The sequence below is a fragment of the Serratia sp. LS-1 genome (assembly GCF_003719595.1).
GTDB classification, from domain to species: domain Bacteria; phylum Pseudomonadota; class Gammaproteobacteria; order Enterobacterales; family Enterobacteriaceae; genus Serratia; species Serratia ureilytica.
Genome location: NZ_CP033504.1, coordinates 3,105,956 through 3,129,414 on the forward strand (window position 1 = coordinate 3,105,956; position 23,459 = coordinate 3,129,414).

The window sequence follows — 23,459 nt, forward strand, 5'->3', positions numbered from 1 at the left end:
TCATCGGCGCCCTGAATTTTTAGCGGAAGGCGATCAGCTCGCCGCGCTTGCCGGACAAGGCTTCGTCCCAGTAGCGCTGCGGCACATAGTAATGCAACCTTTCCAGCGCGGCGTTCATCATGCCCTGGTTGATCGCATGCCCAACGTCCTGTTCCACGTCCAGCGTGAAATCGGCGCCGTTGGTCCGCAACGCCTCCGCCGCCGCGTGAGCATGCTGCACCGCGATCACCGCGTCCTCTTCGCCGTGGATCAAATGCACCACGCTGTCGCCGAACGCCTGCTCAGGCAACTGGGCGAAACGCCCGCTGAACGCGACCACTCGCCCGGCGAGGCGGGTTTCCGCCTTCAACGCCTCCAGCGCCATGATCGCTCCCTGCGAGAACCCCACCAGGGCAGTGCCGGCATAGCCAACGCCGCTCAGCTGCTGCCAATGGCGCACCACGGCCACAAACTGCGGCATTACGTCTGCGATGCGGGCCACGCGGTTCTCTTCGGTCACGTCCTGCACCGAAAACCACTGGCGGCCGGCGCCGTTGCCAAACGCTGCGGGGCCACCGATGCTTACCACCTGCGCCTGGGGAAACTCTTTGGCGAAGTAACTGCCGATCTCCCCCATCGCCACCGGGTTGTCGCCGACACCGTGAAACAGCAAGATCAGCTGCGCCGCCGGGGTCGCCGGGCTTTGGACAACGAAATGCTCATGTTTCATCGATGACTCCTTAATAGTAACCAAACCTGACGCAGCGACTGTCGTCGCCGCACCGCTGACAGCCACTATACGCCGCTGAGAAATCAGGAAAATCGGGTTTTATTGAGCAAGTTCTTCAATTTATTGCAATGACTGCGCCCAGTCGCGCCAGTAGCGGCAGTGCTGCGCATTCAGCTGTTCCAGCGCCTGCGCCGTTTCGTGCCGCCAATGGCGCAGCAAGGCTTTCTGGCCGCTGACGCCCGCCCGCTCTGCGCACTCCGCGGGAGAGTGCCGCCGCTGCAGATGGCCGCGCAGTGCGGGCAGCGGCAGACTGCTGGCCAACAGCAACCGCTGCAACGCCCCCAGGCTGGCCTCCAGCGGCCGATGGGCAAAAGCGAACCCGGCCAGCTCGCGCCAGTCCTCTTCGCCGAGCGACGTATCGCCATCGTCGCCCGGGATCGCCAGCGTTAGCTCGATACGCTGCCGCAGCCAGGGCCAGTCGCGCGCCAGATGCTTGTGCGCCGCGTGCCGCAGCGCCTCTCCTTGCTCGCTCAGGGGCAAGATCGCCATCGCGGTATAGCAGCCGCTGCTGGCCTCCGGCTTGCTGCCGATGCGCACCAGCTCGAAACCGCAGGATTGCCAAAAGCGCCACAGCGGCTCGGTATAGCCGAAGCTGACCGACAGGAAGTCCAGCCCCTGCGCCTGACGGCGTTGCCGCTCGATCAACTGGCGCGCGATACCCCGCCGCCGCAATGCCGGCAGCGTCGCGATGCGGGTAATGCGCCGAGACCGCAGCGTCGGCGCCCAGCATTGGCCGCCATGCGCCGCCAACGACTGCGCCACCAGATTGCCGCGCGGCCGACGGCGACCGGCCCACACGTCGTGCGCCAACTCGGCGCTCAATCCACCCTCTTCCACCAGCCACACGGCACCGACCACCTCCAAACCGGCCTGCGCCAGCCCGAAGTGCATGCCGGGCGCATCCATCAGCCGGCGTAAATCCAGCGGTGAGGTGCGGTAATGCGCGCTGCTCAGCAGGGCGTAGAAACGCGCCAGCCGCTGCGGATCGGCGCACAGCTCGCCTTGTTCCGCCTGGCTGTAATCGATCGCCTGGCCATCCGCCGGCCAGGCGGGCAGCTCATTGAACAACAGCGCATTGTCCGTTATCCGTTCCAGCGCATCCCCCTGCGCCCAACGCATCGGCTGCTGCAGGCTCAGCGCCTGATAGGCCGGCAGCCCGGCGCAAAACTTCAGCAGAAAACCGCGGCCGGTGCCTTCATAGCCCTGCACCGTGGTGGTCAGCAACACGCGTGGGAAATAGCCGATCAACTGCTGCAACAGCGGCGCGGGGATCGCCGCCGCTTCATCCACCAGCAGCCACCCCACGGCGCTGACGTCCCCCTCCCGGCACTGCGCCAACAGGGCATCGGGCGCCCAAAACTGCGCGCGCCCCTGCGCCCATTCCCCGGCCACCTCAGTGGCGGCGCGGCTCGGCCCGGTTATCCAACAGGTCAGCGGCGACTGCGCCACCAGCATGCCGGCCAGTGTCGATTTGCCGCGGCCGCGGGCGGCGGTCAACACCCACACGCCGGATTCGGCCTGCAGCAGCGTCGTCAAGATCGCCTGTTGTTCCTCGGTCGGCCGGCCGTCCGGCGGCTGCCATCCTTCACGCGCCGGCAGCGCGGCCAACGTCAGGGGCTCATCCTGCCGCCAGATCGTCACTTCGCGGTCGTCGGCCAGATGCTGCTGCAGGTGGTGGATGAAATGCGGGGTGGTAATTGGCTGCGGGCAATCGCTCCAGCGCAGGCTGTCGCCGTCCGGCTGCTGCGGCCATTGCCGCCAGGGCGGCGTCAGCAACAGCAGCCAGCTGCCGGCACGCAGTGCGCCGCACAGCGCCGCCAACGCCTCCACGTCCAGCGACTGACCGGCGTCGAACACCGCGTGCAGCCGTTCCTGCCCCAGCAGTTGGCGCACTGCGCCGCTCGCCAACGCCGCCTGGCCGGGCGGCGGATTCTCCCCGACCCAAGGCCAGTCGCCGGGCAACGTCGCCGCCAGCCGCTGCGCCTGTTCGCGGCACCACTCGGGTTCGCCGCTGAGCACCAGCAGGCGCCGGATGCCCTGCCGCCGCATGAGTTGTTGCGCTGCCTGTAGCATAAGGCTGTATCTCAATTCGAAAAAAATGCCGGAGTCAGGCTCCGGCACGTGAGGTGTTAACGGGATGCGAAGGTGTTGCAGGTATTGGGATCGCCGCTGTCGAAGCCCTGTTTAAACCAGGTGTAGCGCTGCTGCGAAGTGCCGTGGGTAAAGCTGTCCGGCACGACGCGGCCCTGGCTCTGTTGCTGCAACCGATCGTCGCCAATCGCCTGTGCGGCATTCAGCGCCGCCTGCAGGTCGCCCTCTTCCAGCATCTGCTGCTTCTCGGCGTATTTGCCCCATACGCCGGCAAAGCAGTCCGCCTGCAGCTCCATTTTCACCGACAGGCGGTTCACTTCCGCCTGGCTGGCGCCCTGCTGCATCTGGCGTACTTTCGGCTCGATGCCCAGCAGGTTCTGCACATGGTGGCCGACTTCGTGCGCCACCACATAGGCCTGAGCGAAATCACCGCCGGCGCCCAGTTTGGTCTTCATGTCCTGATAGAAAGACAGATCGATATACACCGTTCTGTCGCCCGGGCAGTAGAACGGCCCCATCGCCGCCTGACCGGTGCCGCAGCTGGTGCGCGTCACGCCGCGATACATCACCAGCTTCGGCGGTTGGTAGGTTTTGCCCATGCGCTGGAAAATCTCTTTCCAGTTATCTTCGGTCGAGGCCAGCACCACCGAGGTAAATTTGGCCAGTTCATCGTCTTTCGGACTGATGCTGGCGCTCTGTTGTTGACCCTGAGGAGCGACATTACCGCCGTTCAACAGCGGCGACAGATCGATGCCGTAATAGCCGGCCACCAGCACCACCACCAGAATGACGATGCCGCCCTTGCCGCGCACCGGCACGCGGAAACCGCCGCCACCGCCGCCCAAACCTGAAGACTGCCCGCGACGATCCTCAACATTGTCACTTTCCCGACGCCCTTGCCAACGCATAAATACACTCCAGATATTTCCCCTGCTCGTTGAAGATGCCGCGCGTTGGTAAGCGCAAAGGCAGCTTCAAGCCTGAGTGGGATAGGTTTTAGTCATCTCACATCCATCATTATAAATGGTCTGCTACGGAGGAAATGTAGAAATTTTCTGGAAAAATGCAGAACAGCGGGACGATCCGGCCGGATCGTCCCGAATGGCGGTGCCAACGCTTAGTCGAGCTTCACGCCGATGCGGCGCGCCACTTCTTCGTAGGCTTCGATCAGCCCGCCCAGGCTTTGACGGAAGCGGTCTTTGTCCATCTTGTCCAGGGTGTTTTTGTCCCACAGACGGCTGCCGTCCGGCGAGAATTCATCGCCCAGCACCACTTCGCCGTTGAACAGGCCGAATTCCAGCTTGAAATCGACCAGGATCAGGCCGGCGTCGTCGAACAGCTTGGTCAATACTTCGTTGGCGCGATAGCTCAGCTCACGCATGCGCGCCAGATGCTCTTTGCTCACCCAGCCGAAGGTTTCGCAGTAGGATTCGTTGACCATCGGATCGTGCATGGCGTCGTTTTTCAGGAACAGATCGAACAGCGGCGGGTTCAGCACCAGACCTTCTTCGATGCCCAGACGCTTCACCAACGAACCGGCGGCGCGGTTGCGGATCACGCATTCCACCGGCACCATGTCCAGCTTCTTCACCAGCACTTCGTTGTCGGACAGCAGACGCTCCATCTGGGTCGGGATGCCGGCTTCTTCCAGTTTGCTCATGATGAAATGGTTGAACTTGTTGTTCACCATGCCTTTGCGATCGAACTGCTCAATGCGCTGACCATCCAGTGCTGACGTATCGTTGCGGAACTCCAACACCAACAGATCGGGATTCTCGGTGGTGTAAACGGTTTTTGCCTTTCCGCGATACAGCTCAGCTAGCTTTTGCATCTTACTTACTCCAGTGATGTATCCCCGTTGTCTCCCGAGCGCGGCCCGAAATTAGGGGGTATAGAATTGACCTAATGAATTCTTTGGCGTGCCGGGCACTATTGTGCCAAACCTGCGACGCAAACGATACCGTATAGACAAACCAAAAAGGGGCCGAAGCCCCTTTTTGGTTATTTAACGCTGGTTTTACTGAAGGCAGACTGGAATGCCGCCACCAGTGCGTCGTTTTTCGACTGGGTGAGCGGTTTGCCTTTCGGATCGATAAATTGCAGGCTGGTGCGGTTGTTGAGATCGCCGACCTGCAGCTTGTAATCCCCTTCCGCCAGCTCAGGATCCTTGACGCCCAACGCATCCCAATCGCTGCTGCTCAGGGACTTGTAGGTCACGGCGACGGTGCCCTGCGGACGGCTGCGGTCACCCACTTTCATCCCCAGTTTTTCGAGCGCCGGCGGCAGGCGATCCCACACCACGGTGTACGGGCCGCGCACGACCAGCATCGGCAGGCCGGTATCATCGGCGCCGCTCTGCACGTCCAGCGCGCCGAAGCGGCTGGCGGTCTGGCTGCTCGCCAGGTTGTCCTGCTTGTCCAGACCTTCGATCAGGGTGTTGATCATCATGCCGTTGTAACGCTGGATCTCAGATTGATCGGTGACCTGTTCGGTCTTGCCCTGCTGCTGCAGGCCAACGCTTTTCACCACCAGCGCCTGCTGGTAGCCTTGTTGCTGCACGCTGATCTGATAACGGCCTTCGTACTGGTTGTCTTCGTCCAGACGGTTCCACTTCACCCAGTCGGTGGTCAGGGTCTGACCGGCGTCCTGGCGGGAAGCGATCGCGATGTTCTTCGCCTGCAGCAGGCTGACGACGCGCGACCACAGGTTTTGGTTCTGCGGGCTGTTTTCCAGCAGCAGCGTGCCGCTGTCGCCGGCGTATTGCGCGCGAGAACCGCTCAGCAGCGCCAACGGCTGCACCGGCGGACGAATGTCCAGTTGCTTGCCGACGTTGCCTTGCAGCGTCGTGGCGGGCACGTCATAGTTGCCGCTCTGCACCGGCAGGATCATGCCGGACGGCGCGTTCAGCGCCTTGAGCGGAGCCGCGTCGAGGTAAGCCTCGTCGCCGCTGACCTGGCGCTTGTAGCGCTGATCGCTGCTGCAGGCCGCCAGCATCATCACCAAAGAGATGCCCACTACTTTTGCTACCGTCGACTTTTGCAATGAATAAGCCATCAAATTTCCCTTAGAGTTACAGCAAACCGACGCTTTTCAGCGCGCGCTCCACCACCGGGCGGGCGGTTTCGCTCAACGGCGTCATCGGCAGACGCAGCGTATCGGTTGCCATCAATCCCAACGCCTTACAGGCCCACTTCACCGGAATTGGGTTTGCTTCTACAAATAGATCCTGATGCAACGGCATCAAGCGCTGATTTAAGCGGCGCGCTTCGGCGAATTTGCCCTGCGCCGCCAGCGCACAAAGTTCCGCCATCTCGCGTGCAGCCACGTTGGCCGTCACGGAAATCACCCCTTTGCCGCCCAGTTGCATGAAGTCCAGCCCGCTGGCGTCGTCGCCGCTCAGCAAAATGAAGTCTTCATCGTCAACCAGCACTTGGATCTGACTAACGCGACTTAAGTTCCCCGTCGCTTCTTTTACAGCAACAATATTCTTGATTTTCGCCAGCCGAGCGATGGTCGGCGGCAGCATGTCGCAGCCGGTGCGCGAAGGCACGTTATACAGGATCTGCGGCAGCTCGGTGCTCTCGGCGATCGCCTTGAAGTGCTGATACAGCCCTTCCTGCGTCGGCTTATTGTAGTACGGCGTCACCGTCAAACACCCCACCACGCCAGTGTTGGCGAAGCGGGTGGTGAGCGCGATGGCTTCGGCGGTAGCGTTGGCGCCGGTGCCGGCGATCACCGGAATGCGGCCGTCGGCCAGCTCCAGCGTCTGCAGCACCACGTCAACGTGCTCGTCATGGGCAAGCGTTGCGGACTCGCCGGTGGTCCCTACGGAAACGATCGCCGCGGTGCCACTGGCTACATGATAATCGATCAATTTTTTCAGGCTCGCGCGATCGACAGCACCTTTGTCGTCCATCGGCGTAACCAGTGCAACAATACTTCCCGTAAACATTGGCCGTCCCCTCCACAAACAAGTCACTCATGGTACTTTTGCTGCCTATCCAAAAGCAAGCGCACAACCGCGTTGTAAGCGCTTGGCAGGCGGTTTTTTTTATGTTTACCATGGTAACCCCATTAAGCACGACAGGAAGCGCCATTTTGCCTCAGTCAGACGAACACTATCTCGTGATTACCGCGCTCGGCGCCGACCGCCCCGGAATCGTCAATACCATCACCCGCCACGTCAGCAGTTGCGGATGCAATATCGAAGATAGCCGTCTGGCCATGCTGGGAGAGGAGTTCACGTTCATCATGCTGCTGTCCGGCAGCTGGAACGCCATCACCCTGATCGAATCCACCCTGCCGCAAAAAGGCGCGGAGCTGGAGCTGCTGATCGTGATGAAGCGCACAAACTCGCATGAAAGGCCGCCGATGCCGGCCACCGTGTGGGTTCAGGTCGAGGTAAAGGACTCGCCGCACATCATCGAACGTTTTACCGATCTGTTCGACTCCAGCCAGATGAATATCGCCGAGCTGGTCTCACGCACGCAGCCGGCGGACGGCGACCTGCCGCCGCAGCTGTATATTCAAATCACCGCCCACAGTTCCGGCGATCGGGACGCCTCAAATATTGAGCAAGCCTTCCATCGCCTATGTACAGAATTGAACGCGCAAGGCAGTATTAGCGTGGTGAACTATCCACAGCATGATGAGAAAGATGGAGAGTAGTGATGAGCCCATTGAAAGCCGGTGACACAGCGCCGAAATTTAGTTTGCCTGACCAGGACGGTGAGGAAATTAATTTGGCCGACTTCCAGGGACAGCGAGTATTGGTTTATTTCTATCCGAAGGCGATGACGCCGGGCTGCACCGTGCAAGCCTGCGGCCTGCGGGACAACATGGACGAATTGAAAAAGGCCGGCGTCGAAGTGCTGGGCATCAGCACCGACAAACCGGAAAAACTGTCGCGCTTCGCCGAAAAGGAGCTGCTCAACTTCACGCTGTTGTCTGATGAAGACCATCAGGTATCGCAACAGTTTGGCGTGTGGGGCGAGAAAACCTTCATGGGCAAGACCTATGATGGCATTCACCGCATCAGCTTCCTGATCGACGCCAAAGGCAAGATTGAAAAAGTGTTTGATGATTTCAAAACCACCAATCACCACGACATCGTTCTGAACTACCTGCAGCAGTAATTCTCACGAAGCGCAGCGGCCTGCTGCGCTTCGTCTCCCTCCGTCAGCCGGCCTTGTCTTCCACCTCGACCCGCAGTTCATCCGGCCAGGCGTGAATCACCGCCTTCACCAGCGTCGCCAGCGGTATGGCGAAAAACACGCCCCAGAAGCCCCACATTCCGCCAAACACGATCACCGACAGGATAATCACCAGCGGATGCAGGTTGACCGCCTCGGAGAACAGGATCGGCACCAGCAGGTTGCCGTCCAGCCCCTGCACCACCAGATAGGCGACGATCAGCGTCCAGAAATCGGCGCCGACGCCCCACTGGAACAGCGCTACCACCACCACCGGTATGGTGACCAGCACCGCGCCGATATAGGGGATCAGCACCGAAAAACCCACCAGCACCGCCAGCAGCAGCGAGTAGCGCATGTCCAGCACGGCGAACACCAGGTAGGTCGCCACGCCGACAATCACCATCTCCAGCACCTTGCCGCGAATATAGTTGGTGATCTGCTGATTCATCTCGTTCCAGACCTGCCCCGCCAGACCGCGATTGCGCGGCAACACGCGGCGCACCGCGTTCAGCAGCTGCTCTTTGTCCTTCAACAGGAAGAACATCATCATCGGCACCAGGATCAGGTAGATAGCCAGCGTCAACAGGCCGACCAGCGACGCCAGCGAGAATTTCACCACCGACTCGCCCATGCCGGACAGCCGGCTGCGCAGATTTTCCGCCATCATGTCGATGATGCCGGCATCCACCAGCGCCGGATAACGCTTCGGCAGCGTCGCGGCAAAGTTATAGAACTGGTTGAGCATGCCCGGCAGATCGCTCATCAGATTGATGCCCTGCTGCCAGGCGGTCGGCGCGACGACGAACACCAGCAGCATGGCGACGCCCGCGAACACCAGCAGCATGATGCTCGCCGCCCAGGTGCGCGAACAGCCGATGCGCTGCAGGCGCGCGGTCGGCCACTCCAGCAGATACGCCAGCACGATGGCGACCAGCAGCGGGGTCAGAATGCCGTGCAGAAAATAGAGAATGAGGAAGCCGGCGACCAGGATCACCAGCAACGCGATAGCCTGTGGATCGGTGAAACGGCGGCGGTACCACTGTAATAGCATCTCCAGCATCAGAGCGGGCTCCTCGAGATTTGACGGGCGGGCATGGCGATTCCTGTGATGGGCCTGATTAAAGCATAGATAGAACGGCGCACGTGGGGGTGTGCAAAGCACTCAGAGTACTCAAAGTTCGCCATACATCAACAGCGATTTGGCTGAATTTATCGCGCCGGTGGGCGATCGGCGCAAAAATCCGCAGACGCCGCGTCAGAGTCGGTGAACGGCCCCGGACGGGGCCGCAGAAGATTACAGCGAGGCACTGATGGAGAGCGGCGAACCGACCGCCAATGCGAACAACAACACACAGCCGATGGCGATCGCCGCCGCCAAATCATTTTTCATTGTCCCGTCCCCTGATGCTTAAAGTGATTATCGTCACGAACTCTGTCGGTTCTACGTTGACGGCCTTTGCCGATGCACGTCATTAAAAACCCCCGCCTGGGCGGGGGAGAAGACGTTCTGGTGCATCAAGTGTTACAAGGAGGTCATGAGGGATTGCTAACCCTAAATGACTATTTCAAGCTAGGATTATTCCCAGAACATGGCAAGCGATCGCGTCGAGGTTATCCGCACTTTGAGATAAACCTCATAAAAAAATCCCGCACGGCAGCGGGATGAAGGGATGATAACGTCATAAATTTTTTATGCGGACAATGAGGCGGTATTGTCGTCATTTGGCGACAATACCGCGCCGCCACGGCGGTCACAAGGGAAATCTGACTGCCGTAAGGAAATCAGAATTTCCCCAATACACGCGATCGTACGCCCGTAAGCATCAACGAAAAGAAATGGGATTTTCGTCAGACCGTCGCCGGCCAAAAACCGGTAGCATAACCGGCATAATCCCAAACGCCGTAGGGGGAGAGATGAACAACAAGCCGTTTGAATTTGATGAAGCCATCTGCCTGGCCATTGGGCGCGGCGTCTGCGAAGTCGTGAAGATAGGAGACGAAATCAGCGTTTTCTCCCTGCTGGAAGCCATCGAGAGCTTTATCGAACGGCAGGCGCTTAGCGAGAGCGAAGTCGCGGCGGCGGACGACGCGCTGGATCTGATCACCGGTTTGGTCCGCCGCCAGTGCTGAGGCCGGTTACGAGGTGCAGCCGATGAGCCGTTGCTCTATCGCAACGCCGGGCATCATTTGTCGTAAACCGGCAATCAATTCGTCGCCCGCCGCATGCAGCGCCGCCAACGGCATTGCCGGCAGGCTCTCCAGGATGAACCACATCCGTTCGGCCTCGGCGCTCAGCCGGGTTCTGACGCCCTGACGCCAGTTCCAGCGGCGGCAGGTCACGCCGCGATCGTCGCGCCAGACCACCTCCCCCGCCTCCGGCGATTCATGGATCACCGCACCCTCCTTGACGGTATCGAACAGCTCACTGCCTTCCGCGACGATCAGCCGCGGCTCGCCGACATAAGCCGCGATATTCTCGCCCCCCACCGGCACCGCATAACGAATGCTGACGGCGTTGTAGAGATCGACCACCGGATCGATGCTGGGCATCGTGCCGTCGCGCAGCGCGCGCTTGCGCAAGGCATCGGCGGAACAGGGCGTACGCTTGGGTTTGGCGCCAAACCGCATGAAGACATCGCGCCAGGCCGAGAGATGCGCCTCAGCCCAGGGCGCGTCCTCCTCGCCGAGGGCGCGACAGGCCTGCGCCAACGCCAGCGCCCCCACGTCCGGGTTGGTTATGGGAGCCGCGGCCACGGTAATGCTTAACGCCCGGAATCCGGGCGCCAGCGCAGCGACGGCCGGATCGATTGACGGATCGACTAAAATCATTGAATAATCCTATACTGACCATTTTATTCCATAATATTGACCGATGAGCGAAAAAGTCAACAGACCGACCGAGTTCGGCGCCGACGTGCAAACCGTCAGCGAAGCGGTGTCACACCGCATCAAACAGCAGCGAAAAAGCCAAAAGCTGTCGCTGGACGAACTGTCGCGCCGGGCGGGCGTCAGCAAGGGCATGCTGGTGGAGATCGAGAAAGGCAGCGCCAATCCCAGCATCGCCATCCTGTGCAAACTCGCGGCAGCGCTGGGCCTGTCGGTGGCGGACATCGTCAACGTGACCCGCGCACCCGCCGCCTACCTGATTGAAAGCCAAGACATTCCCACGCTGTGGCACGGCGATCGCGGCGGCTCGGCCCGCTTGCTGGCAGGCACCCGCGGCCCGAATATGATAGAACTGTGGCGCTGGGAAATGGCGCCGGGGGAAGCCTATGCATCGGGCGGCCATCCAGCGGGCACCTTCGAGCTGCTGCACGTTGAACAAGGCGTCTTGAGCCTTGCCGTCGAACAAACCGAGCTCAGGATTACGCCAGGCTGTTCGGCGGTCGCCAGAACGGACGGCCCGCACCGTTACGCCAACGAGGGCGAAGACACGCTGATTTTCACCATGACGGTCGCCGAACTGCACGCCTGAACGGCGGCCCAGACCTTAACGCTTGCACAGGAGAAGAGCCCTCATGACAATCCCTGCCCCACGGGAGTGGCGGCGTGCTGACTATCTCGTCAGCACCGAGCCCAGCCTGCTGGATATTGACGCCATTCATGCATTTCTGACCCGTTCGTCATGGGCGGAGGGCATTGATAAAGAGACCGTTCGCCAGTCCCTCTCCCACAGCCTGTGCTTCGGCTTGTATCACGGCACCAGACAAATCGGTTTCGCCCGGCTGGTCACCGATTACGCCACCTTCGGCTATCTGTGCGACGTGTACGTGCTGGAGACGCATCAAAAAGGCGGGTTGGGCCTGTGGCTGGCGGAATGCTGCCAGGCCCATCCGCTGATGGCGACGCTGCGGCGAATCATGCTGGTCACCAGCACCGCCCCTTGGCTCTATGAAAAAGTGGGCTATACCGCCATCAACTGTCCCGATTTTGTCTGGCAGATCGCCCGACCGGACATCTACCGACGTTAATTTTTCAGCAAGGCCGCCCCAGTTCACACTCTTCCCCCGCGACATTGGCAATCGCGGCGGTTAGGGCCCATGCTGGCGACAAATTTTACCGTTTGCCCCTTTCAAGGAGAATCTATGCCCGTTTCAGCCCGTAACCAGTTAGCCGGTACCGTGTCCGCCGTCGCCAAAGGCGCCGTCAATGACGAAGTGGAGATCACCCTGCAGGGCGGTGAAAAACTGGTGGCCATCGTCACGGTACAAAGCCAACAGTCGCTGGGATTAACCATCGGTAAAGAGGCCGTCGCGCTGATTAAAGCGCCGTGGGTGATCCTGGCGACGGAGGATTGCGGTTTGCGTTTTTCCGCCCGCAACCAGTTTGCCGGGGAAGTGATTGCGGTTGAGCACGGCGCGGTCAACAGCACCGTGCACCTCAAAGCGGATGCCGGTTTTGTGCTGACGTCGGTGATCACCAATGAAAGCCTGCAGGAGATGGCGCTGAAGAACGGTTCGCGCGCCATCGCCCTGATCAAAGCCTCATCGGTGCTGCTCGCCGTCAAAGCCTGATACCGCCAGGCCCGCACAAGCGGGCCTTTCAAGGCGCTATTTCAGCGCCTGCTCGGCCAGCAGCCCGAGGGCGATGACGATCATCGCCGCGCCGGAGATGCGCCCCACCACCTTCGCAGCCTGCGGGCGCGTGCGCAGCACCGACTGCGAACCGAATCCCACCAGCAGGTACACCAGGCCGCAGCTGATCAAATGCACCACGCCCAACGCCAGCATCTGCATCGGCACCGACCATTCGGCCCGGGCGTCGGTAAACTGCGGCAGCAGCGCCAGAAACAGCAGAAACACCTTGGGGTTCAGGCCGCTGACGCACACGCCCTTGCCGGCCCAGCGCAGCCAGGAATCGGAACGCTGATCCTCACCGGCGCCCGGCACCGGCGGATGCAGCAGCATATTGAAACCGATCCACAGCAGGTAAGCCGCCCCCAGCAAGGTGAGCGCCGTCAGCGCCAGCGGATTGCCGACCAGCAACGCGCCGACGCCCGCCACCACGATGGCAATCATCAGCAGGTGGCCGAACAACAAACCGGCGACGGCGGGCACCACCACCCGGCCGCGAATGCCCGCCGAGATCACATAAGCCCAATCCATACCCGGCGTGATCACCAACAGAATCGACACCGCCCAAAAAGCGGCGAACAGAGCGAGCGTCATGCCGGCGCCCTCTCAAACGCACAGCGCCGCACCGAACAGAGAACCATCGCGTTTTCCTCGTAGAATAAGCACGGCCGCCGCCTGGCGGCGGCCGTCAAAACCGTTCAACAGATGGCAAGAATATCCTCAAGGCGTTAAAATGTGCTTTCAATTACTTGCCTGAAATCGGCATAAGCGGGGAAATTTTTCCAAATGGATAAGATTGATCGCAAAATTCTTGCGGAACTGCAAACCGACGGGCGTTTGTCGGTGACCGAGCTGGCCGAGCGGATCGGATTGAGCGTATCCCCCTGCCACCGCCGGGTGCGCGCATTAGAAGAATCCGGGGTGATCAGGGGCTACCGCGCCCAGCTCGATCCCGGCAGCCTGGGCTACAACTTCTCCGCTCTGGTGTTCGTCACCATGCGCGAAGGCGATCGCCGCGCCGTCGAAACCTTCGAAAACGCCATGGTGGACATTCCGCAGGTGGTGCAGGCACAGCGTTTGTTTGGCGATCCCGATTATCTGCTGCACGTTATCGCCCGCGATCTGCCCGCCTTCCAGCAGCTTTACGACGAGAAGCTCTCCGCCCTGCCGGGCGTGCAGCGCCTGAGCTCCACGCTGGTGATGAAAACCGTGGTGCCGGAACGCTCTTTCCTGCCGCTGGGGAAATGAAGACAAGAAAAATCTCACTCACATCTTTATTTAAGGAAGCTTTGAAGTCATCCAAAAACAATATCGCTTTAAATGTTGTATATAAAAAATTTTAATGACATAAAACTATCCTTCAATCAAAAAAATTGCGTATGAAATAAGAAAAGACGTGGTCACATAATTTATATGACCACAGAAAGCAAAGAAGCAACAAGAATTCAACTATTATGCATTATCATTCAATTTATTAGTTGCAATTCTTTTCCTTCGTACAAAATCATTTATTTTATTGGTATAACCGTAATGCAACGCCAGCCCTACAAGGATAATAGATGTAACACAAGCAGCAATGTAAATAATCAATTCATGAACACCTATGGAATTAAGAATCATATACACAGCAGTCACAACCAATATATGGGAAATATAAATCTCATAGGAAATATTTCCTAAAACATTGAGAGGACGTATGAACTTGTTTTTTAAATTTATAAAACCAATAAAGAGAAATGCTGAAGGCAACCCGCAAATGATAAATCGTGGAAGCGAAGTTTTATCGAAGGCAAAATAAAGGACAATAGCAGCCCCAATCATTACGCATGGATTGACTTTCAATTTCCCTGCTTTATAAATCAGATAGAGCATCATCCCCATGCAAAATTCAACAGATATACTGTTGGTAATACCTAACACCAGAGGCGAATCACCTCTGTATATAAAGCCTACAATAACCAGAGATAAGATAACAACGACAGTGCAGAATGCCGTTTTTCTGACATCATTAAACGACAAGAACAAGGAGAATATTATATAAAACATCATTTCATAACATAAAGTCCACACAACTGGGTTTAGATATTGATAGCTCCCAATTTTAACAGGAATTAGAAAGACAGATTCTAGAATATATGTTCCACTAAATGTACTATTTATCAACCCCGGTTTGACTGAATATACCAACAGTAAAGGAACAAGAATCAAATAATGAAGTGGCAATATCCTTAATGCTCTATTCTTTATAAATTTCACCGAGGTTTGCGGTTTTCCATCACAAACATACATCATTATGAAGCCTGAAATAATGAAGAATATATCAACACCGATACCACCTCTCTCGAAAGCGACCCCCGACCACCCTGTTGAGTAAGCTTTACCCATAATATGGGTAAAAATGACAACAACCGCAGCAATTCCCCGCAACCATTGTATTTGATTAAGATTTTCCCGCATTATACCCTCAAAGACGCATAGGTAACAAAAAGTAAACTATAACTCATAAACAAAAAACCAATAAACTTTTTTGTATGTTCAAGCAACATATGAATACGCAGATATCTCTTGTTTATCACCATGCGCGAAGGCGATCGCCGCGCCGTTGAAACCTTCGAAAACGCCATGGTGGACATTCCCCAGGTGGTGCAGGCGCAGCGGCTGTTTGGCGATCCGGACTATCTGCTGCACGTGATCGCCCGCGATCTGCCCGCCTTCCAGCAGCTTTACGACGAGAAGCTCTCCGCTCTGCCGGGCGTGCAGCGCCTGAGCTCCACGCTGGTGATGAAAACCGTGGTGCCGGAGCGCTCGTTCCTGCCGCTGGGCCAATGACGACGGGAGCGTTGCCGCTCCCGTTTTGACTTCCTTAAGGCACAATCACGAAATCCGGATTGGCGACGGCAAACAGCGCCTCGCGATCCGCCGCCGGTGGATAAATCCACTGCGTGTTGATCTCCTGCTTAATCTTTTTGCCTTCCTGACGGGTAAAGCGCACCTGGCGCTCCCAGCCTTCGGTATACAGCGCGCCCCAGGGCCCCAGGTCCAGGCAGGTCACATACTTCGGCTGGCTGTACGGGTGAGTCGGCAACCCCGCCAGCTCCGCCGCCGCATTGTGGCCGGCCACGCGGCCAAGGCTCATCGCATGCTGGCAGGTCATCAGGTTGTGATTGCCGAGATCGTCGGTCGCCGCCTTCACCGTATCGCCGGTCACGAAAATGCCCGCCGCCGCCGGCGCGCGCAGGAAGGCGTCGCCGATCACCCGGCCGCTGCCGTCGCGCTCGCCGGGGATCTGCTCGGTCAGCGGATGCGCCCGCACGCCCGCTGCCAGGATCACCGTGTTGGCGGCGATACGCTCACCGTTCGACAGCATCACCCCCTCAGCGTCGATAGCCGAGACGCGCAGGCCGGCTCGCGCTTCCACGCCGCACTCCGCCAGCGCCTGGCGAATCACCGCCCCCGGCTCCGCGCCCATTCCGGCGCCCACTTCCGGGGCGCTATCGACGATCACCACACGCACGTTCTCGTCTTTGCCCAGCGCATCCCGCAGCCGCTGCGGCATCTCCGCCGCGCTCTCCAGCCCGGTCAGCCCCGCGCCCACCACCACGGCGGTGTTGCGCGCCGGCGTCGAGGGTTTGGCCGCCAGCGCTTTGATATGGGCATCCAAACGCTGCGCGCTTTCCAGCGTATCGACGTTGAGACCGTATTCGGCAAAGCCCGGCACCGCAGGCACGGAGAGCCGACTGCCGGTGGCCCACACCAGGCGGTCGTAGGCCAGCTCAAGGGATCCCCCCGTCTCCTGCGCCACCGTGAGCGTCTTGGCGGCGGCATCGATGCGCTCTACCGCCCCGGCCAGGTGGTGCACGCCGACGGCGGCGAGCTGCGCGGAAATATCCGGATTCATGTTTTCCAGCACCGCTTCATACAGGCGTGGCCGGATGGTGACCGTTGGCGTCGGCGAAACCATCAGCACCTCGATGTCGTCATGCTTACCGGCAAGGGTAATGGCGCGCATGGCGGACACGGCGGCCCAAAAACCGGCAAAACCGGAACCGGCAATCACTATTTTCTGCGTCATGGGATGACTCCTTCATACAGGGTTGACCGGGCGACGAGGCTGCCCGCAGTTTTTTCGGATGAACGGCGCCGTTCCGCTCCCGTCGCAGGGTGCAGAAGGACCGCCCGCCCCTTCCGAAGAGGCGGGAAAAAATGTGTTTTGTTTTAAGGAAAGGCGGAGTTTAGGTCTTGGCGCGAGCCGTTTTGCCGCTGCGCGCGGTGCGTTCCGTCATGCGCTCGTCGAGCCAGATGTTGACCTCGCCGAAGAAGCCCTGTGGCGCCTTGCGGCCAAAACGGGCAGCGACGTCGCCGAGGGTCTGCGCCGCCAGCGCATCGCGCATCGCCTTCTCCGCCTGCAGCATCACCGCATGGATAGCGCATTTGCCGGAGACCGCCCATTCCGGCGGGGAATCATCGAACACCGCACAGCGCCCGCGCACCTCCTGGCAATCGAACAGCGGCTTGTGCCCCTCGATGGCGTCGATAATCTCCAGAAAGCTGATCTCTTTCGCCGGACGGGCCAGCCGGTAACCGCCGCGCACCCCTTCACTGGCGGCGACGATGCCCGCCTTTTCCAGCTTGGGGAAAATCTTGGCCAGAAAGCTGGGGGAGATCCCTTGCAGTTCGGCGAGTTCGCGGCTGCTGAGCGCGCGCTGGTTATCGCCGACCAGCCACAGCAGGCAGTGGATGCCATATTCAACGCTGGTTGTGATGTACGCCATATGTCCGTTTTTGACCGTCAGTAAACCTTCAATAACGCAGACTATATGAGTCTGCGTTTATCTTGTCAATAAAACACAGACTAACTTTATCCGCGTTTTATTGAAGTTCCGTCTCGCTCCCGACGGAGAAAACGCCCTTCGAAATGAAAAATAAAACTTTTTTGCCCTATTCGCCCCCGGCTAACGTTTCCTTGTCGCCTGCCGCTGACTATGATGTGATGATTGCCGTCGCGGCGGTTTGTGATCCGCCGCACTTTCACGCGGATCGCGCCGTGGGAATAAAGAACTCTTGTCTGCTGCTGACGTCTTAGAAATGATTATTTAAGGGAAACGCCTGACTATGACCAACCGGTTGACCAAAACCGCGTTAGCGGTGCTGTTGCTCGGCACGTTGAACGCCACCGCCCTGGCGCCAGCACAGGCGGAAAGCCAGGACCAGTTGCCGGATATGGGCACCTCCGCCGGCGGCACCCTGAGCATCGGACAAGAGCTGGCGATGGGCGACTTCTACGTGCGCCAACTGCGCGCCAGCGCCCCGCTGATCAACGATCCGCTGCTGAGTCAATACATCAACCAACTGGGCAACCGGCTGGTGGCCAGCGCCTATTCGGTGCGCACGCCGTTCCATTTCTATCTGGTGCGCAACGACGAAATCAACGCCTTCGCCTTCTTCGGCGGCAACGTGGTGCTGCATTCCGCCCTGTTCCGCGTCAGCGACAACGAAAGCCAGCTGGCCTCGGTGCTGGCGCACGAAATCTCGCACGTCACCCAGCGCCACCTGGCGCGCGCAATGGAAGATCAGCAACGCAACGCCCCGTTGACCTGGGTGGGCGCACTTGGTTCCATCCTGCTGGCGATGGCCAACCCGACCATGGGCATGGCGGCGCTGAGCGGCACCATGGCCGGCACCCAGCAGGGCATGATCAGCTTTACCCAATCGAACGAACAGGAAGCCGATCGCATCGGCATTCAGGTGCTGCAGCGCGCCGGTTTCGATCCGGAAGCGATGCCCGACTTCCTGCAGAAACTCTCGGATCAGTCGCGTTACGCCTCCAAGCCGCCGGAAATGCTGCTGACGCACCCGCTGCCGGACAGCCGTCTCTCCGACGCGCGCAACCGCGCCAACCAGATGCAAAAACACATCGTGCAGTCTTCGCAGGATTACCTGATGGCCAAGGTGCGCGCACTGGGCATGTACAGCTCGGAAGGCTATGGCCTGAATGAAGAGCTGCTCGGCTCGCTCAGCAAGGGGAACGTGCGCGAACAGGCGGCCGCCAAATACGGCCGCGCCATCCTGTTCTATGAAGCGAAAAAATACGACGACGCGCGCAACATCATTCAACCGATGCTGGCGCAGGATGCGAAAAACGTCTGGCTGATTGACCTGATGACCGATATCGATCTCGGCCAGAAACGCGCGCCGCAGGCCATCGCCCGCCTGCAGGCGGCCAACGCCGCCCAGAACAACAACCCGGTGCTGCAACTCAACCTGGCCAACGCCTATGTCGAAGGCAACCAGCCGGCGCAGGCGTCGAAGATCCTGAACCGCTACACCTTTGCCCATCCGGACGATCCGAACGGCTGGGATCTGCTGGCGCAGGCCAGCGCCGCTCAGGGGCTGCGCGATGAAGAGCTGTCGGCCCGCGCCGAAAGCCTGGCGCTGAACGGCCGGCTCGATCAGGCTATCGGCCTGCTCAGCAATGCCAGCTCGCTGCAGAAACTCGGCAGCCTGAAACAGGCGCGCTACGATGCGCGCATCGACCAGCTGCGCCAACTGCAACAGCGCTTCCGCCAATACCAGCGCAGCTGATTCAACAAGGAATGAACGCCATGAAAAACGTCACGATTTACCACAACCCGCGCTGCTCCAAGAGCCGTGAAACCCTGGCGCTGCTGGAACAGCACGGCGTCGATCCCAAGGTGGTGCTGTACCTCGAAACGCCCCCTACGGTCGATGAGCTGAAAAAGCTGTTGAAGGAACTGGGCTTCACATCGGCGCGCGATCTGATGCGCAAAAAAGAAGATCTGTACAAGGAATTGAAGCTGGCGGACGACAGCCTGAACGAAGAGCAACTGTTGGCGGCGATGACGGCGAACCCGAAACTGATCGAACGCCCCATCGTGGTGAAAGGCAGCAAGGCGCGCATCGGCCGGCCGCCGGAGCAGGTGCTGGAGATTTTATAGATTCGAATTCGGGCGCGGACTGTCGCGCCCTTTCTTTTACTCGGGCTATTACAGCCCCAGGATCTCTTTAACGAACGGGATGGTCAGCTTGCGCTGGGCGGTGATCGAGGCACGATCGAGCTGATCGAGGGTCATAAACAGCGTGCGCATCTCGCGATCCAGTCGTTTCAGCAGGAAGCGGCCCACGTCTTCCGGCAGCTCGAAGCCGCGCAGTTTGCCGCGCAGCTGCAGCGCCAGCAGTTTCTCTTCGTCCGACAGCGGCTGCAGCTTGTAGATCTGCCCCCAGTCCAGGCGCGAAGCCAGATCCGGTAAACGCAGGTTCAGCTGACGCGGCGGACGATCCCCGGTGATAAACAAACGGGTGCGGCCGGTTTCCAGGATGCGGTTGTAGAGGTTGAAGATCGCCATCTCCCACTCTTCGTCGCCGGCGATGCATTCGATATTGTCGATGCAGACCAGCGCCAGCTGCTCCATGCCGTCCAACACTTCAGGCACGAAGTAGGCGCGCTTGTCGAGCGGCACATAGCCCACCGCTTCGCCTTTCTGCGAAAGCTCGGCGCAGGCCGCATGCAGCAGATGGCTGCGCCCGCCGCCTTCACGCGACCAGAAATAGATATAGCTGCCATGTTCCTGACGGACGGCGGATTGGATCGCGGCTAATAGGGATGGGTTCTCGCCCGGATAAAAACTGGCGAAAGTTTCATCATCGGGAAGATAAAGTGGCAGTGAAAGCTGTGCCGGCGTATTCAGAGAAGCACCTCAACCAAAACTGGCAGAAAAACGTGGGCAGTTTAACACAGAAAACGGGCGCTGTTGAACCGGCAGGATCTTATGCCGCAATAGTGAACAATGCCTAAGCATCGCTTGATCGGCGGCGGCGCCCGCCGAGGCAAGAATTATCCGATATCATTCCCTAACTCCATGCCTGCGCAGGTTAAATTTGTAATTTAAGTAAAATCTGACCTAGTATAGGTAGGCTAAATGCAATCACCATCAACAAGGTTTCTGCAAGGATATAGACGATGAAAGTATGGAATAAAGTGCTGTTGGCCTCCTTTATCGGGTTGTTGGTTGCCGGCTGTGATGACTCCTCCAAGGTTGACGCCAACCTGGATAAAGCCAAAGACAGCGCCGAGCAGATGAAAGACGCCGCCCAGAAAAAAGCGGACGATCTGACGGACAAAGCGAAAGCGACGGCGGATGAAATCAAAAAAGAGGCCGCCACTCAGGCGGATCAGCTGAAAGACAAAGCTTCGGCGATTAAAGAAGACGCCGCCAAGCAGGCGGACGCCATCACCAACGACGCCAAGGCCAAAGCCGCCGCGATCAAAGACGACGCAGGCAAACAGAGCCAGCAGTTGGTGGATCAGGCCAAGGCCATCAAAAACGACGCCATCAACGGCGCCAACGATCTGACCGAGCAGGCCAAGGCGAAGACCGAAGCCATCAAGAACAGCGCCGAAAACAAAGCGCAAGAGTTGAAACAAGAGACCGATGCGGCGGTGAACGGCAATACTCAGCCGGCCACCCAGCAGTAAGCTATTCTCAGCCACCAAAGAAAGGAGCAGTAAATGGGGATTATTTCCTGGATTATCTTCGGCCTGATCGCCGGTATTTTGGCTAAGTGGATCATGCCCGGCAAAGACGGCGGCGGCTTTATTCTGACCGTCGTACTGGGGATCATCGGCGCCGTGGTCGGCGGCTATATCAGCACCTTCTTCGGCTACGGCAAGGTTGACGGCTTCAACTTCGGCAGCTTCGTGGTGGCGGTTATCGGCGCCATCGTGGTGCTGTTCGTGTACCGCAAAATTCGCAGCTAAGGCGAATGCCATAAGTCAAAAGGGCAGCCCCTTGGCTGCCCTTTTCGTTACTTCTGCTCCGCCGATTCGTCCGGCGCGTCAAGCACCTCTTCTTCCTTGCGGAACAGGCTGATGACCTTGAACAGCAGGCTCAGGCCGATCCCCACGATGGTCGCCAGCGCCATGCCTTTCAGCTCCGCCGCGCCGATGTGCACCTTGGCGCCGCTCACGCCGATGATCAGGATCACCGAGGTCAAAATCAGGTTCTGCGCTTTGTTGTAATCCACTTTGGATTCGATCAGCACGCGAATGCCCGAAGCGCCGATCACACCGTACAGCAGCAGCGAAACGCCGCCCATCACCGGCACCGGCACCGCCTGGATCGCCGCCGCCAGCTTACCGATGCAGGACAACAGGATCGCCAGCACCGCCGCGCCGCCGATCACCCAGGTGCTGTAGACCTTGGTGATGGCCATCACGCCAATGTTCTCGCCGTAGGTGGTGTTCGGCGTGGAGCCGAAGAAGCCGGAGAATACCGTCGAGATGCCGTTGGCGAACATCGAGCGGTGCAGGCCCGGATCGCGGATCAGGTCTTTTTTCACGATGTTGGCGGTCACCACCAGGTGGCCGACGTGCTCGGCGATCACCACCAGCGCCGCCGGCAGAATGGTGAAGATGGCGAACCACTCAAAGCGCGGGGTGTAGAAGGTCGGCAGCGCGAACCAGTGCGCCTCGCGGATCGGGGTCAAATCCACCACGCCCATGAAGAACGACAGTGCATAGCCCACCAGTACGCCGATCAGGATCGGGATAATCGCCAGGAAGCCGCGGAACAGTACTGAACCGAGCACCGTGACCGCCAGCGTCACCAGCGAAATGGTGATGGTGGTCGAGTCGGCGCTGGCGCCTTCCGCCGGCAGCAGCCCCGCCATATTGGCCGCCACGCCCGCCAACTCCAGGCCGATGACGGCGACGATCGCCCCCATCGCCGCCGGCGGGAACATCACGTCCAGCCAGCCGGTGCCGGCCTTTTTCACGATCAGCGCCACCAGGCAGAACAGCACGCCGCACATGATGAAACCGCCCAACGCCACTTCGTAACCGAGCGGCAACAGCAGCAGCACCGGCGAGATAAACGCGAAGCTGGAACCGAGGTAGGCCGGGATCTTGCCTTTACAGATGAACAGATACAGCAGCGTGCCGATGCCGTTGAACAACAGCACGGTCGCCGGGTTGATCTTGAACAGGATAGGCACCAGCACGGTGGCGCCAAACATGGCGAACAGGTGCTGGAAGCTGAGCGGAATGGTCTGGAGCAGCGGCGGGCGCTCGCTGACGCCGATGGCGCGACGGGTCATGTGTGCTTTTCCTCGGTTTATTGGTTTTATAGGTTTTAGTCAAAAAAAAGCCGACTCGTTAAGTCGGCTCAAATGTTTACTTAGTCCCAAATATCTTGTCGCCCGCATCGCCCAGGCCAGGCACGATGTAGCCCTTGTCGTTCAGACACTGATCGATGGAGGCAGTGTACAGCTCAACGTCCGGATGCGCTTTCTCCAGCGCGGCGATGCCTTCCGGCGCCGCGACCAGAACCAGCACCTTGATGCTGTGGCAGCCGGCTTTCTTCAGCAGATCGATAGTGGCGATCATCGAACCGCCGGTGGCCAGCATCGGGTCGACGACCAGCGCCATGCGCTCTTCGATGTTGGAAACCAGCTTCTGGAAGTACGGCACCGGCTCCAGGGTTTCTTCGTCGCGGTATACGCCCACTACACTGATGCGCGCGCTCGGCACGTGCTCCAGCACCCCTTCCATCATGCCCAGGCCTGCGCGCAGGATTGGCACTACGGTAATCTTTTTCCCTTTGATCTGATCCACTTCAACTGGCCCGCACCAGCCTTCGATGGTGACTTTTTCCGTCTCCAGATCGGCGGTCGCTTCATAGGTCAGTAAACTACCCACTTCTGAGGCCAGCTCACGGAAGCGTTTGGTGCTGATGTCATTTTCGCGCATCAGGCCAAGCTTGTGTTTTACCAGCGGGTGTTTCACCTCAACGATCTTCATCATTTTTCTCCTAT

The 23,459-nt window shown here is 59.2% G+C and carries 26 protein-coding genes and 1 pseudogene; 12 read left to right on the top strand and 15 right to left on the bottom strand.

The window, feature by feature from the left end:
• Positions 1 to 19: 19 nt before the first annotated feature.
• From ypfH to dapA, 6 genes are all read right to left on the bottom strand, one after another.
• On the bottom strand, positions 20 to 709 hold the full coding sequence (gene ypfH / locus EDY99_RS14935) for an esterase (RefSeq protein ID WP_042785172.1): 690 nt from the start codon (positions 707 to 709) through the stop codon (positions 20 to 22).
• A gap of 120 nt (positions 710 to 829) precedes the next feature.
• Positions 830 to 2,842 (bottom strand): tRNA(Met) cytidine acetyltransferase TmcA, encoded by a 2,013-nt coding sequence (locus EDY99_RS14940; RefSeq protein WP_123061884.1) that lies wholly within the window; start codon positions 2,840 to 2,842, stop codon positions 830 to 832.
• A gap of 56 nt (positions 2,843 to 2,898) precedes the next feature.
• Positions 2,899 to 3,768, bottom strand: coding sequence for a neutral zinc metallopeptidase (locus EDY99_RS14945; RefSeq protein WP_033644002.1), 870 nt, complete (start codon positions 3,766 to 3,768; stop codon positions 2,899 to 2,901).
• A gap of 209 nt (positions 3,769 to 3,977) precedes the next feature.
• Positions 3,978 to 4,691 (bottom strand): phosphoribosylaminoimidazolesuccinocarboxamide synthase, encoded by a 714-nt coding sequence (gene purC, locus EDY99_RS14950; protein WP_033644003.1) that lies wholly within the window; start codon positions 4,689 to 4,691, stop codon positions 3,978 to 3,980.
• Between the two features lie 170 nt (positions 4,692 to 4,861).
• Positions 4,862 to 5,914 (bottom strand): outer membrane protein assembly factor BamC, encoded by a 1,053-nt coding sequence (gene bamC, locus EDY99_RS14955; protein WP_033644004.1) that lies wholly within the window; start codon positions 5,912 to 5,914, stop codon positions 4,862 to 4,864.
• Between the two features lie 16 nt (positions 5,915 to 5,930).
• Positions 5,931 to 6,812 carry a 4-hydroxy-tetrahydrodipicolinate synthase gene (gene dapA, locus EDY99_RS14960; protein ID WP_033644005.1) on the bottom strand — a complete coding sequence of 294 codons (882 nt, stop codon included), beginning with the start codon at positions 6,810 to 6,812 and terminating at the stop codon, positions 5,931 to 5,933.
• Between the two features lie 110 nt (positions 6,813 to 6,922).
• On the opposite strand from dapA, the gene EDY99_RS14965 reads away from it, so the two are divergent.
• Both EDY99_RS14965 and bcp read left to right on the top strand, forming a co-directional pair.
• Positions 6,923 to 7,528: a glycine cleavage system transcriptional repressor gene (locus EDY99_RS14965; RefSeq protein ID WP_369795937.1), complete on the top strand. Its 606-nt coding sequence runs from the start codon at positions 6,923 to 6,925 to the stop codon at positions 7,526 to 7,528.
• A 2-nt stretch (positions 7,529 to 7,530) separates the two neighbouring features.
• On the top strand, positions 7,531 to 7,995 hold the full coding sequence (gene bcp, locus EDY99_RS14970; protein ID WP_033635500.1) for a thioredoxin-dependent thiol peroxidase: 465 nt from the start codon (positions 7,531 to 7,533) through the stop codon (positions 7,993 to 7,995).
• A gap of 43 nt (positions 7,996 to 8,038) precedes the next feature.
• Here the strand turns inward: bcp and EDY99_RS14975 are convergent, their stop codons facing one another.
• Entirely contained in the window at positions 8,039 to 9,115 is a 1,077-nt protein-coding gene (locus EDY99_RS14975) for an AI-2E family transporter (protein WP_033644006.1), read from the bottom strand.
• 854 nt (positions 9,116 to 9,969) lie between these two features.
• Here EDY99_RS14975 and EDY99_RS14980 point away from each other — a divergent pair.
• The gene (locus tag EDY99_RS14980; protein WP_049200497.1) at positions 9,970 to 10,185 is read left to right on the top strand and encodes a hypothetical protein; all 216 of its coding nucleotides are present in this window, start codon (positions 9,970 to 9,972) and stop codon (positions 10,183 to 10,185) included.
• A gap of 6 nt (positions 10,186 to 10,191) precedes the next feature.
• On the opposite strand, the gene EDY99_RS14985 is transcribed toward EDY99_RS14980, so the two are convergent.
• Positions 10,192 to 10,884: a B3/4 domain-containing protein gene (locus EDY99_RS14985; protein ID WP_046687610.1), complete on the bottom strand. Its 693-nt coding sequence runs from the start codon at positions 10,882 to 10,884 to the stop codon at positions 10,192 to 10,194.
• 43 nt (positions 10,885 to 10,927) lie between these two features.
• Here EDY99_RS14985 and EDY99_RS14990 point away from each other — a divergent pair, with 43 nt between their 5' ends.
• The 3 genes from EDY99_RS14990 to EDY99_RS15000 all read left to right on the top strand — a co-directional run bounded on the left by EDY99_RS14990 (position 10,928) and on the right by EDY99_RS15000 (position 12,569).
• Positions 10,928 to 11,530 carry an XRE family transcriptional regulator gene (locus EDY99_RS14990; RefSeq protein ID WP_046687611.1) on the top strand — a complete coding sequence of 201 codons (603 nt, stop codon included), beginning with the start codon at positions 10,928 to 10,930 and terminating at the stop codon, positions 11,528 to 11,530.
• A 43-nt stretch (positions 11,531 to 11,573) separates the two neighbouring features.
• Positions 11,574 to 12,026 carry a GNAT family N-acetyltransferase gene (locus tag EDY99_RS14995; RefSeq protein WP_060660379.1) on the top strand — a complete coding sequence of 151 codons (453 nt, stop codon included), beginning with the start codon at positions 11,574 to 11,576 and terminating at the stop codon, positions 12,024 to 12,026.
• A 114-nt stretch (positions 12,027 to 12,140) separates the two neighbouring features.
• Complete coding sequence (locus EDY99_RS15000) at positions 12,141 to 12,569, top strand: molybdopterin-binding protein (protein ID WP_038873689.1); 429 nt, start codon at positions 12,141 to 12,143, stop codon at positions 12,567 to 12,569.
• 36 nt (positions 12,570 to 12,605) lie between these two features.
• On the opposite strand, the gene EDY99_RS15005 is transcribed toward EDY99_RS15000, so the two are convergent.
• Positions 12,606 to 13,223: a LysE family translocator gene (locus EDY99_RS15005; protein ID WP_004941674.1), complete on the bottom strand. Its 618-nt coding sequence runs from the start codon at positions 13,221 to 13,223 to the stop codon at positions 12,606 to 12,608.
• Between the two features lie 192 nt (positions 13,224 to 13,415).
• Here EDY99_RS15005 and EDY99_RS15010 point away from each other — a divergent pair, with 192 nt between their 5' ends.
• Positions 13,416 to 13,877, top strand: coding sequence for an Lrp/AsnC family transcriptional regulator (locus tag EDY99_RS15010; RefSeq protein ID WP_021504394.1), 462 nt, complete (start codon positions 13,416 to 13,418; stop codon positions 13,875 to 13,877).
• A gap of 204 nt (positions 13,878 to 14,081) precedes the next feature.
• Here the strand turns inward: EDY99_RS15010 and EDY99_RS15015 are convergent, their stop codons facing one another.
• Positions 14,082 to 15,086 (bottom strand): acyltransferase, encoded by a 1,005-nt coding sequence (locus EDY99_RS15015; protein ID WP_089197312.1) that lies wholly within the window; start codon positions 15,084 to 15,086, stop codon positions 14,082 to 14,084.
• A gap of 105 nt (positions 15,087 to 15,191) precedes the next feature.
• Between EDY99_RS15015 and EDY99_RS15020 the strand changes: the two are divergent.
• Positions 15,192 to 15,458: pseudogene (locus EDY99_RS15020) on the top strand (Lrp/AsnC ligand binding domain-containing protein); the annotation flags it as partial.
• A gap of 34 nt (positions 15,459 to 15,492) precedes the next feature.
• Here EDY99_RS15020 and EDY99_RS15025 read toward each other — a convergent pair.
• The gene (locus EDY99_RS15025; RefSeq protein WP_123061885.1) at positions 15,493 to 16,701 is read right to left on the bottom strand and encodes an NAD(P)/FAD-dependent oxidoreductase; all 1,209 of its coding nucleotides are present in this window, start codon (positions 16,699 to 16,701) and stop codon (positions 15,493 to 15,495) included.
• A gap of 160 nt (positions 16,702 to 16,861) precedes the next feature.
• Positions 16,862 to 17,401 (bottom strand): Rrf2 family transcriptional regulator, encoded by a 540-nt coding sequence (locus tag EDY99_RS15030; RefSeq protein ID WP_033644016.1) that lies wholly within the window; start codon positions 17,399 to 17,401, stop codon positions 16,862 to 16,864.
• Between the two features lie 340 nt (positions 17,402 to 17,741).
• Here EDY99_RS15030 and EDY99_RS15035 point away from each other — a divergent pair, with 340 nt between their 5' ends.
• Both EDY99_RS15035 and arsC read left to right on the top strand, forming a co-directional pair.
• Positions 17,742 to 19,211, top strand: a complete 1,470-nt coding sequence (locus tag EDY99_RS15035) for a M48 family metallopeptidase (protein ID WP_033651532.1) — start codon at positions 17,742 to 17,744, stop codon at positions 19,209 to 19,211.
• Between the two features lie 20 nt (positions 19,212 to 19,231).
• On the top strand, positions 19,232 to 19,585 hold the full coding sequence (gene arsC, locus EDY99_RS15040; RefSeq protein WP_123061886.1) for an arsenate reductase (glutaredoxin): 354 nt from the start codon (positions 19,232 to 19,234) through the stop codon (positions 19,583 to 19,585).
• A gap of 48 nt (positions 19,586 to 19,633) precedes the next feature.
• Here the strand turns inward: arsC and hda are convergent, their stop codons facing one another.
• Positions 19,634 to 20,335 carry a DnaA inactivator Hda gene (gene hda, locus EDY99_RS15045; RefSeq protein WP_025159568.1) on the bottom strand — a complete coding sequence of 234 codons (702 nt, stop codon included), beginning with the start codon at positions 20,333 to 20,335 and terminating at the stop codon, positions 19,634 to 19,636.
• Positions 20,336 to 20,607: 272 nt separating this feature from the next.
• Here hda and EDY99_RS15050 point away from each other — a divergent pair, with 272 nt between their 5' ends.
• Both EDY99_RS15050 and EDY99_RS15055 read left to right on the top strand, forming a co-directional pair.
• On the top strand, positions 20,608 to 21,123 hold the full coding sequence (locus EDY99_RS15050) for a hypothetical protein (RefSeq protein ID WP_016926729.1): 516 nt from the start codon (positions 20,608 to 20,610) through the stop codon (positions 21,121 to 21,123).
• Between the two features lie 33 nt (positions 21,124 to 21,156).
• Positions 21,157 to 21,405, top strand: coding sequence for a GlsB/YeaQ/YmgE family stress response membrane protein (locus EDY99_RS15055; RefSeq protein WP_016926728.1), 249 nt, complete (start codon positions 21,157 to 21,159; stop codon positions 21,403 to 21,405).
• 47 nt (positions 21,406 to 21,452) lie between these two features.
• Here the strand turns inward: EDY99_RS15055 and uraA are convergent, their stop codons facing one another.
• Together uraA and upp are read right to left on the bottom strand one after the other, a co-directional pair.
• The gene (uraA, locus tag EDY99_RS15060) at positions 21,453 to 22,742 is read right to left on the bottom strand and encodes a uracil permease (RefSeq protein ID WP_033651534.1); all 1,290 of its coding nucleotides are present in this window, start codon (positions 22,740 to 22,742) and stop codon (positions 21,453 to 21,455) included.
• Between the two features lie 76 nt (positions 22,743 to 22,818).
• Complete coding sequence (gene upp / locus EDY99_RS15065; RefSeq protein WP_004941642.1) at positions 22,819 to 23,445, bottom strand: uracil phosphoribosyltransferase; 627 nt, start codon at positions 23,443 to 23,445, stop codon at positions 22,819 to 22,821.
• Between the last annotated feature and the right edge of the window lie 14 nt (positions 23,446 to 23,459).

Bases quoted from the DNA above. Each gene is read 5' to 3' on its own strand.
- ypfH (WP_042785172.1), bottom strand. From the start codon at position 709: ATGAAACATGAGCATTTCGTTGTCCAAAGCCCGGCGACCCCGGCGGCG.
- EDY99_RS14940 (WP_123061884.1), bottom strand. From the start codon at position 2,842: ATGCTACAGGCAGCGCAACAACTCATGCGGCGGCAGGGCATCCGGCGC.
- EDY99_RS14945 (WP_033644002.1), bottom strand. From the start codon at position 3,768: ATGCGTTGGCAAGGGCGTCGGGAAAGTGACAATGTTGAGGATCGTCGC.
- purC (WP_033644003.1), bottom strand. From the start codon at position 4,691: ATGCAAAAGCTAGCTGAGCTGTATCGCGGAAAGGCAAAAACCGTTTAC.
- bamC (WP_033644004.1), bottom strand. From the start codon at position 5,914: ATGGCTTATTCATTGCAAAAGTCGACGGTAGCAAAAGTAGTGGGCATC.
- dapA (WP_033644005.1), bottom strand. From the start codon at position 6,812: ATGTTTACGGGAAGTATTGTTGCACTGGTTACGCCGATGGACGACAAA.
- EDY99_RS14965 (WP_369795937.1), top strand. From the start codon at position 6,923: ATGGTAACCCCATTAAGCACGACAGGAAGCGCCATTTTGCCTCAGTCA.
- bcp (WP_033635500.1), top strand. From the start codon at position 7,531: ATGAGCCCATTGAAAGCCGGTGACACAGCGCCGAAATTTAGTTTGCCT.
- EDY99_RS14975 (WP_033644006.1), bottom strand. From the start codon at position 9,115: ATGCTGGAGATGCTATTACAGTGGTACCGCCGCCGTTTCACCGATCCA.
- EDY99_RS14980 (WP_049200497.1), top strand. From the start codon at position 9,970: ATGAACAACAAGCCGTTTGAATTTGATGAAGCCATCTGCCTGGCCATT.
- EDY99_RS14985 (WP_046687610.1), bottom strand. From the start codon at position 10,884: ATGATTTTAGTCGATCCGTCAATCGATCCGGCCGTCGCTGCGCTGGCG.
- EDY99_RS14990 (WP_046687611.1), top strand. From the start codon at position 10,928: ATGAGCGAAAAAGTCAACAGACCGACCGAGTTCGGCGCCGACGTGCAA.
- EDY99_RS14995 (WP_060660379.1), top strand. From the start codon at position 11,574: ATGACAATCCCTGCCCCACGGGAGTGGCGGCGTGCTGACTATCTCGTC.
- EDY99_RS15000 (WP_038873689.1), top strand. From the start codon at position 12,141: ATGCCCGTTTCAGCCCGTAACCAGTTAGCCGGTACCGTGTCCGCCGTC.
- EDY99_RS15005 (WP_004941674.1), bottom strand. From the start codon at position 13,223: ATGACGCTCGCTCTGTTCGCCGCTTTTTGGGCGGTGTCGATTCTGTTG.
- EDY99_RS15010 (WP_021504394.1), top strand. From the start codon at position 13,416: ATGGATAAGATTGATCGCAAAATTCTTGCGGAACTGCAAACCGACGGG.
- EDY99_RS15015 (WP_089197312.1), bottom strand. From the start codon at position 15,086: ATGCGGGAAAATCTTAATCAAATACAATGGTTGCGGGGAATTGCTGCG.
- EDY99_RS15025 (WP_123061885.1), bottom strand. From the start codon at position 16,701: ATGACGCAGAAAATAGTGATTGCCGGTTCCGGTTTTGCCGGTTTTTGG.
- EDY99_RS15030 (WP_033644016.1), bottom strand. From the start codon at position 17,401: ATGGCGTACATCACAACCAGCGTTGAATATGGCATCCACTGCCTGCTG.
- EDY99_RS15035 (WP_033651532.1), top strand. From the start codon at position 17,742: ATGACCAACCGGTTGACCAAAACCGCGTTAGCGGTGCTGTTGCTCGGC.
- arsC (WP_123061886.1), top strand. From the start codon at position 19,232: ATGAAAAACGTCACGATTTACCACAACCCGCGCTGCTCCAAGAGCCGT.
- EDY99_RS15050 (WP_016926729.1), top strand. From the start codon at position 20,608: ATGAAAGTATGGAATAAAGTGCTGTTGGCCTCCTTTATCGGGTTGTTG.
- EDY99_RS15055 (WP_016926728.1), top strand. From the start codon at position 21,157: ATGGGGATTATTTCCTGGATTATCTTCGGCCTGATCGCCGGTATTTTG.
- uraA (WP_033651534.1), bottom strand. From the start codon at position 22,742: ATGACCCGTCGCGCCATCGGCGTCAGCGAGCGCCCGCCGCTGCTCCAG.
- upp (WP_004941642.1), bottom strand. From the start codon at position 23,445: ATGAAGATCGTTGAGGTGAAACACCCGCTGGTAAAACACAAGCTTGGC.